The organism is Clostridium sp. ETTB3, assembly GCF_053571985.1.
This window is the reverse complement of the sequence record NZ_CP199832.1, coordinates 1-7,500: the sequence shown is the minus strand read 5'-3', so window position 1 is coordinate 7,500 and position 7,500 is coordinate 1. Positions and strand designations below refer to the sequence as shown.

Annotated in this window: 7 protein-coding genes (1 of these 7 only partly in view); all 7 read right to left on the bottom strand. The window is 29.8% G+C overall.

What is annotated here, in order from left to right; translation table 11 throughout:
- A protein-coding gene (gene gyrA / locus ACUN06_RS00035; RefSeq protein ID WP_294369550.1) for a DNA gyrase subunit A crosses the window boundary here: on the bottom strand, positions 1-1,089 show its 5' end (the start). It extends 1,458 nt beyond the left edge of the window; only the first 1,089 of its 2,547 coding nucleotides appear in the window; its start codon is at positions 1,087-1,089; its stop codon lies off the left edge, out of view.
- Between the two features lie 33 nt (positions 1,090-1,122).
- Entirely contained in the window at positions 1,123-3,039 is a 1,917-nt protein-coding gene (gene gyrB / locus ACUN06_RS00030) for a DNA topoisomerase (ATP-hydrolyzing) subunit B (RefSeq protein ID WP_294369551.1), read from the bottom strand.
- Positions 3,040-3,091: 52 nt separating this feature from the next.
- The gene (remB, locus tag ACUN06_RS00025) at positions 3,092-3,352 is read right to left on the bottom strand and encodes an extracellular matrix regulator RemB (protein WP_042397179.1); all 261 of its coding nucleotides are present in this window, start codon (positions 3,350-3,352) and stop codon (positions 3,092-3,094) included.
- A 13-nt stretch (positions 3,353-3,365) separates the two neighbouring features.
- Positions 3,366-4,451, bottom strand: coding sequence for a DNA replication/repair protein RecF (recF, locus tag ACUN06_RS00020; RefSeq protein WP_291732200.1), 1,086 nt, complete (start codon positions 4,449-4,451; stop codon positions 3,366-3,368).
- Between the two features lie 65 nt (positions 4,452-4,516).
- Positions 4,517-4,723, bottom strand: a complete 207-nt coding sequence (locus ACUN06_RS00015) for an RNA-binding S4 domain-containing protein (protein ID WP_291732209.1) — start codon at positions 4,721-4,723, stop codon at positions 4,517-4,519.
- A 42-nt stretch (positions 4,724-4,765) separates the two neighbouring features.
- Positions 4,766-5,866: a DNA polymerase III subunit beta gene (dnaN, locus tag ACUN06_RS00010; protein ID WP_331892986.1), complete on the bottom strand. Its 1,101-nt coding sequence runs from the start codon at positions 5,864-5,866 to the stop codon at positions 4,766-4,768.
- 272 nt (positions 5,867-6,138) lie between these two features.
- On the bottom strand, positions 6,139-7,500 hold the full coding sequence (gene dnaA, locus ACUN06_RS00005; protein WP_294127853.1) for a chromosomal replication initiator protein DnaA: 1,362 nt from the start codon (positions 7,498-7,500) through the stop codon (positions 6,139-6,141).

The following is a 7,500-nucleotide window of genomic DNA, read 5'->3' as shown; positions in this document are numbered from 1 at the left end:
TCTTCTAGTTACAACTTCTTTTTGAAAGTTAATATAATTATTTAATATTTCCTTTAAGCTTAAAACTTGAGGTTGATTATTAACTAATGCTAGCATTATAATCCCAAAAGTATCTTGCATTTTTGTATGCTTAAATAATAGATTTAAAACTACATTTGGATTTGCATCCTTCTTTAATTCTATTACTATTCTCATACCTTCTCTATCTGATTCATCTCTTAAGTCAGATATTCCAACAATCCTTTTATCTTTTACTAAATCTGCAATACTTTCAATAAGCTTAGCCTTATTAACTTGATATGGAATTTCAGTAACTACTATTCTATGTCTTCCATTTTCCTCTTCTATTTCAGTTTTAGATCTTACTACAATTTTACCTTTTCCAGTTTCATATGCAGCTCTTATTCCTGATTTACCCATTATTATTCCACCGGTAGGGAAATCAGGTCCCTTTATACATGTCATAATATCTAATCCTGTAGCTTCTGGATTATCTATTAACATTATAGTTCCATCTATAACTTCTCCTAAGTTATGAGGAGGTATATTAGTTGCCATACCTACAGCAATACCAGATGATCCATTTACTAAAAGATTTGGATATCTTGATGGTAATACTACCGGTTCTTGTTCTTCACCATCAAAGTTTGGCATAAAATCAACAGTATTTTTATTTATATCCCTAAGCATTTCTACTGATATTTTATTCATTCTTGCTTCTGTATATCTCATTGCGGCTGCACTGTCACCATCAACAGACCCAAAGTTACCATGGCCATCAACAAGCATATATCTCATTGAGAAATCTTGAGCCATTCTTACTAAAGCATCATAGACCGATGTATCTCCATGTGGATGATACTTACCTAAAACTTCACCAACTATTCTGGCACATTTTCTGTAACCCTTATTAGGTTCTAAACCTAATTCTTGCATCGCATAAAGAATTCTTCTATGAACAGGCTTAAGACCATCTCTTACATCTGGAAGAGCACGCCCAACTATTACGCTCATGGCATAATCAATGTAGCATTGTTTCATTTCTTTATTTATATCTACATGTATAAATTTTCCCTCATTTAAGTTCATGTACTCACCTCAACTAATACTAACTTCTTAGTACTAAATATCTAAATTGCTTATTTTACCAGCATTCTTTTGAATAAATTCTCTTCTTGGTTCAACCTTGTCTCCCATTAATATAGTGAATATTTCATCTGCAACAATTGCGTCACTTACAGTTGCTTTCTTTAAGATTCTATGTTCAGGATCCATAGTTGTTTCCCATAACTGACTTGCATTCATTTCTCCAAGACCCTTATATCTTTGAATGTTTATAGTATTATCCTTACCACCGAATTCTTCTAAAAGATTAGCAAGCTCTTCTTCAGTATATGCATACCCTTCTTTTTTACCCTTGCTTACTTTGTATAATGGTGGTTGAGCTATATATACATGACCTCCATCTATAAGTGGTCTCATATATCTATAGAAGAACGTTAATAGTAAAGTTCTAATATGAGCTCCATCAACGTCGGCATCGGTCATGATTATTATTCTGTCATATCTTAACTTTTCTTCATCAAAATCTTTTCCAATACCTGCTCCAAAAGCAGTAATCATAGATCTTATAGTTTCAGAATTAAGGATTCTATCTAACCTTTGCTTTTCAACATTTAATATCTTACCTCTTAACGGTAAAATTGCTTGGAACTTTCTATTTCTTCCTTGCTTTGCTGAACCACCGGCTGAATCCCCTTCGACTATATAAATTTCACATTCCTTAGGATCCTTAGATGAACAATCAGCTAACTTTCCTGGAAGTGTAGATCTTTCAAGTACTGATTTTCTAGTAAGCTCTCTTGCTTTTCTTGCTGCATCTCTAGCTCTTGCTGCCATTAATGCTTTATCAATTATAATTTTACCTACTGCAGGATTTTCTTCTAAGAAAATACTTACACCTTCAGCAACTATAGAATCAACAACACCTCTAACTTCTGAATTTCCTAACTTAGTTTTAGTTTGACCTTCAAATTGAGGTTCTGATATTTTAACAGAAACAACTGCTGTAAGCCCTTCTCTAGCATCATCTCCAGATAGATTTTTATCACTATCTTTAATGTGTCCAAATCTCTTAGCATAATCATTTATTGCTCTTGTTAATGCACTCTTAAATCCTGCTAAGTGAGTTCCACCTTCAATAGTATCTATATTATTTGCAAAAGAATATAAACTTTCATTATACCCATCATTATATTGAAGTGCAACTTCAGCAATTATGCCATCTTTTTCGCCTTCAACATAAATAGGTGATTCATGTAAAACTTCTTTGTTTCTATTTAAGTAAGAAACAAATTCCTTTATACCACCTTCATAATGATATTTTTCAACTCTTTCTTCTTCTTCTCTTTTATCTATTAATGTAATTGCAATTCCCTTGTTAAGGAAAGCTAACTCTCTTAATCTGCTTGCAAGTACTTCAAAATCAAATATAGTATCTTCGAAAATTTCAGGGTCTGGCTTAAACATAACTTTTGTTCCGTGTCCATCTGAATCACCTATTTTAGTTAAATCACATAAAATATTCCCTCTTGAATATCTTTGTTGCCATACATGCCCTTCTCTTGTAACCGTAACTTCACAATATTCAGATAATGCATTAACAACTGAAGCACCAACACCATGAAGACCACCAGATACTTTATATCCGCCACCTCCAAATTTTCCTCCAGCATGTAATACAGTCATTATAACTTCAACTGTAGATTTTCCCATCTTAGGATGAATTCCAACAGGCATACCTCTACCGTCATCAATTACAGTAATTGAGTTATCTTCATTTATTGCAACTTCTATATTTTCACAGAACCCAGCTAATGCTTCATCTATACTATTATCCACGATTTCATATACTAAATGATGAAGTCCTCTAGAACTTGTGCTACCTATGTACATTCCTGGTCTTTTTCTTACTGCTTCTAAGCCCTCTAAAACCTGAATCTGACTTTCATCATAACTTTGCTTATTCTCTTCCAACATAAACTCCTCCTTATATTTTTGATTTTTTAACTATGAAGGCTAAATATTGGACTTATGGATTATAATCAATATTTGTTCTCTTAGTTAAAGTAGATGACGAAATAGGTGATAAATACACCTTACTCATTTTATTAACTTCTGCTATAACAAATGATTTTGGACTTTCCTTTGAAATTCTTTCAACAAATCCATCTTCTTCAGCCATTCTTAAAAATGATATTGTATCTGAACTATACATTGATGTTTGTAAATCAAATATACCAATTACATCCTTTATTGGTACTACTACGTTTTCCCCTAAATGTAAAAACATAAGAACTCCTCCTTTAGTTAAGAATTTCCCCATCCTTAACTTTAAAAACTTTAGATTTATCATCCAAATACTCATATAAATCTTCAATTCCAGTACATGTAATAATTGTTTGGATATCTCCTATTGTACTTAATATATATCTTTTTCTACTAAAGTCTAATTCAGAAAGTACATCATCTAAAAGCAAGACTGGATGTTCTCCAGTAAGCTCCTTAATAATTTTTAAAGATGCAAACTTAATAGTCAATACTGCTGTTCTTTGCTGTCCTTGAGATCCATAGCTTTTAGTATCAATATCGTTAATTAAAACTACAAAATCATCTCTATGAGGCCCTATAGAGGTAATTCCTCTTTCGCAATCCCTAGCTCTATTTTTTTCTAATAGTGAATAAAAACTCTCTTTTATGTTTTCTAAATCCTTAATAGTACTAGTATACTTAAATTCTATCTTTTCTTTTCCAGAAGTTATATCTGAATGTATTTTTTCTGAATACTTATTTAATTTTTTAATATATTCTAATCTATCTATTATTATATTATATCCAAATTCAGCCAATTGCATATCATATACATCTAAAATATCTTTACTTATATTTTTATTTCTTAATATACTATTTCGCTCATTTAAAACTTTATTATATTGGACAAGATTATAATAATATTTAGGATTTAACTGACATAATTCCATATCGATGAATTTTCTTCTTACACCAGGGGAATCTTTAATTATTTTTAAATCTTCTGGAGAAAACATCACAACATTAAAATTTCCAAATAACTCTCCTATTTTTTTAATTTTAATTTTGTTAATTTGTATTGCTTTTTTTCCGTCCTTAAGAATGCTTATATCTATTCTCTTATCTAATCTTTCTCTTCCAACAGAGACACTTAAAAGTGCATTATCAGCATTCCAATTAATAAGTTCTCTATCTTTTGAAGTTCTATGAGATCTTGCAAAAGCACAATAGTATATGCCCTCTAATATATTAGTTTTTCCTTGAGCATTATCACCCATAAAAACATTAACATGTGGACCTAAGCTTATATCCAATACATTATAATTTCTGTAATTAAGCATTTGCAATCTTTTAATAAACATCTTAAACACCTTTAATTATAACATATTAAACTTAATAAGGTTAAGCAGTCTGGGAAAAATAGTCTTTAAACTACTTCGTAACTTTCCCCATTAAATTCAACTATGTCACCTTTATATAATTTTTTCCCTCTTTGTGTGCAAATTTCACCATTAACTTTTATAAGTTCATCTAAAATTAACATTTTAGCTTCTGAACCCATTGATACTGCACCCAAAAATTTTAAAAATGAATCTAATTTAATAAATTCTGTTGTAATTTCTATTTTATTCATAACGCTTCTTGTATATTTATTCAAATTTTATACAAGTCCCTCCTATCTTACTAGTCTTACTGGTAAAACTAAATATTTGGCATTATTACTATTTTTCCCCTTTATCACACATGGACTAACACTTGAAGTTAATTCAATAACTATTTCTTCTTCTTCCATGCTTTTTAATACGTCTAATAAATACCTTGAATTAAATGCAATTTGAATCCCTTCTCCTTGCAGATTTATATTAACCTCTTCTCTTACTTTTCCCAATTGAGAATTAGAAGTTATAACTAAAATATCTTCTTGAACATCTAATCTAACTAAATTACTATTTCCTTCTTTTGCCATAAGCGATGCTCTTTCAATACCTTGTTGAAGTTCTTGTCTTTTAACATTTACTAATAACTTATATTCCTGAGGTAAAAGTGAAATATAATTAACAAATTTACCATCTAATAATCTAGATATTATTTTAGTGTTGTTAATATTAAATAATATATGATTATTTGTGAATGTAATTTTTATTATATCTCCATTATCTTCTAATATTTTTGAAACTTCATTTAAAGTTTTTCCTGGAATAACTACTTCAATGTTGTCATAAGCATCTAGTAATTCACTTCTAACAGCTAATCTATATCCATCTAATGCAACTAAATTTAATTCTTTATCTTTAACTTCAAAAAGAATACCTTGTAATATTGGTCTTGCTTCATCTTGAGCTATTGCAAAAGATGTGCCTTTTATCATATTTTTTAATAAATTTTGAGGAACTTCTACACTAAGTTCTTCGTTTATGCTTGGTAAAGATGGATAATCAGCAGCGTTCATAAAAACGACATTAAAAACTGACTTTTCACAACTAATTTGGACTAAATCATTTTCTGATATTTCTATTTTTACATCTGAATTTGGCAATTTTCTTATTATTTCGGAAAAAATCTTTGAATCAATTACAATACTGCCTTCTTTTAAAACTTCTGCTTCTACTTTTGTTTTTATACTAACATCCATATCTGAACCAATTAAAGTTAAACCTTCTTTAGTTGATTGAATGTAAATACCTTCTAATACAGGCATTGTAGTTTTTCCTGTTATTGCTTTTGTTACAATAGAAATTCCATCTTGTAATTTTTGCTTTGAGCATATTATGTTCATAATCTTACCTCCTAAGTTATACACAGTTATGCACATGGAATTATGCACTATAAATAGATAATATATATATGATAAATATAATAGTAGTAGTAGTAGGGCTTGTGGATATGTGGATAACTTTCCACAACCCTGATTTTATAACAAATTTCGTGTAAAAAATACTGTGGATAAGTTGTTGATAAAATCGCGGACTTATCCACAGTATCCACAGCCAAAGACGAAAAAATAAGTTATCCACAAACTATTCACTAGTTATTATGTACAGTTGTTGATTATTTTTGAGTTAGTTTTTTTGTTATATCATTTATTGTGTGTTCTAAGCTTTCGTCTTTATTTAGGCTTTCTGATATTTTTTCATAAGCGTGAATTACAGTAGTATGATCACGACCACCAAATTCCTCACCAATTTTAGGTAGTGACATATCTGTAAGCTTTCTGCTTAAATACATAGCTATCTGTCTAGGATATGCTACATTTCTTGTTCTTCTCTGTGATTTCAAGTCCTCAACTCTTAAATTAAAGTAAGTGGCTACAACGTCCTGAATAAGATCTATAGTTATGCTTTTGTTTTGTTTATTTGAAATTATATCTTTTAAAGCTTCTGTTGCTAAATCTACAGTAACTTCACGATTCGTTAAAGATGAATAAGCTATTATTCTAATTAAAGCACCTTCAAGCTCTCTAATATTAGATTTTATTTTTGTTGCTATATATACCATAACTTCATTAGGTACATTTAATTTTTCTACATCGGCTTTTTTCTTTAAAATAGCCATTCTAGTTTCAAAATCTGGTGCTTGAATATCAGCAATAAGGCCCCATTCAAATCTTGAACGTAATCTATCCTCTAAAGTTGGAATTTCTTTAGGGGGTCTATCAGAAGATAAAATTATTTGTTTATTTGCTTCATGTAAAGTGTTAAATGTATGGAAAAATTCCTCTTGAGTTCTTTCTTTACCGGCAATAAATTGAATATCATCTATTAATAAGACATCGACACTTCTATATTTAGTTCTAAATTCTTCGTTTTTATCATCTTTTATTGCATTTATAAGTTCATTAGTAAATTTTTCTGACGAAACATAAACAACTTTTGCATTTGGATTATTTTGAAGAATATAATGTCCAATTGCATGCATTAAATGTGTTTTTCCTAGTCCCACTCCTCCATAAATGAAAAGAGGATTATAAGCTTTAGCTGGAGATTCAGCAACAGCAAGAGAAGCTGCATGAGCAAATCTATTGCTATTACCAATTACAAATGAATCAAAAGTATATTTTGGATTTAACGTACTCGACATTTCGTCATTTACAGTAACTGAAATTCCATCTTTTTTACTAGTATTTTTATTTTCTTCATTTTTTTCTTCTACTTCTTGTAGTTCAGAAGCAATTACAAACTCTAATTCATAGGTTTTCGAGCATGCAGCTTCAATTGAATTTATAACTAAATCTTTATACCTTTTTTCCAATATATCTTGAGTGAAGGAATTAGGAACACTGATGATTATAGTATTTGATGATATGGATATTGGCTCACAACTTTTAATCCAAGTATTAAAGCTAACTTCAGTTAACTCGCCTTTTATTATATTTAGGGTTTTTTCCCATAATTCTTTAAGCTCAGTTTCCAT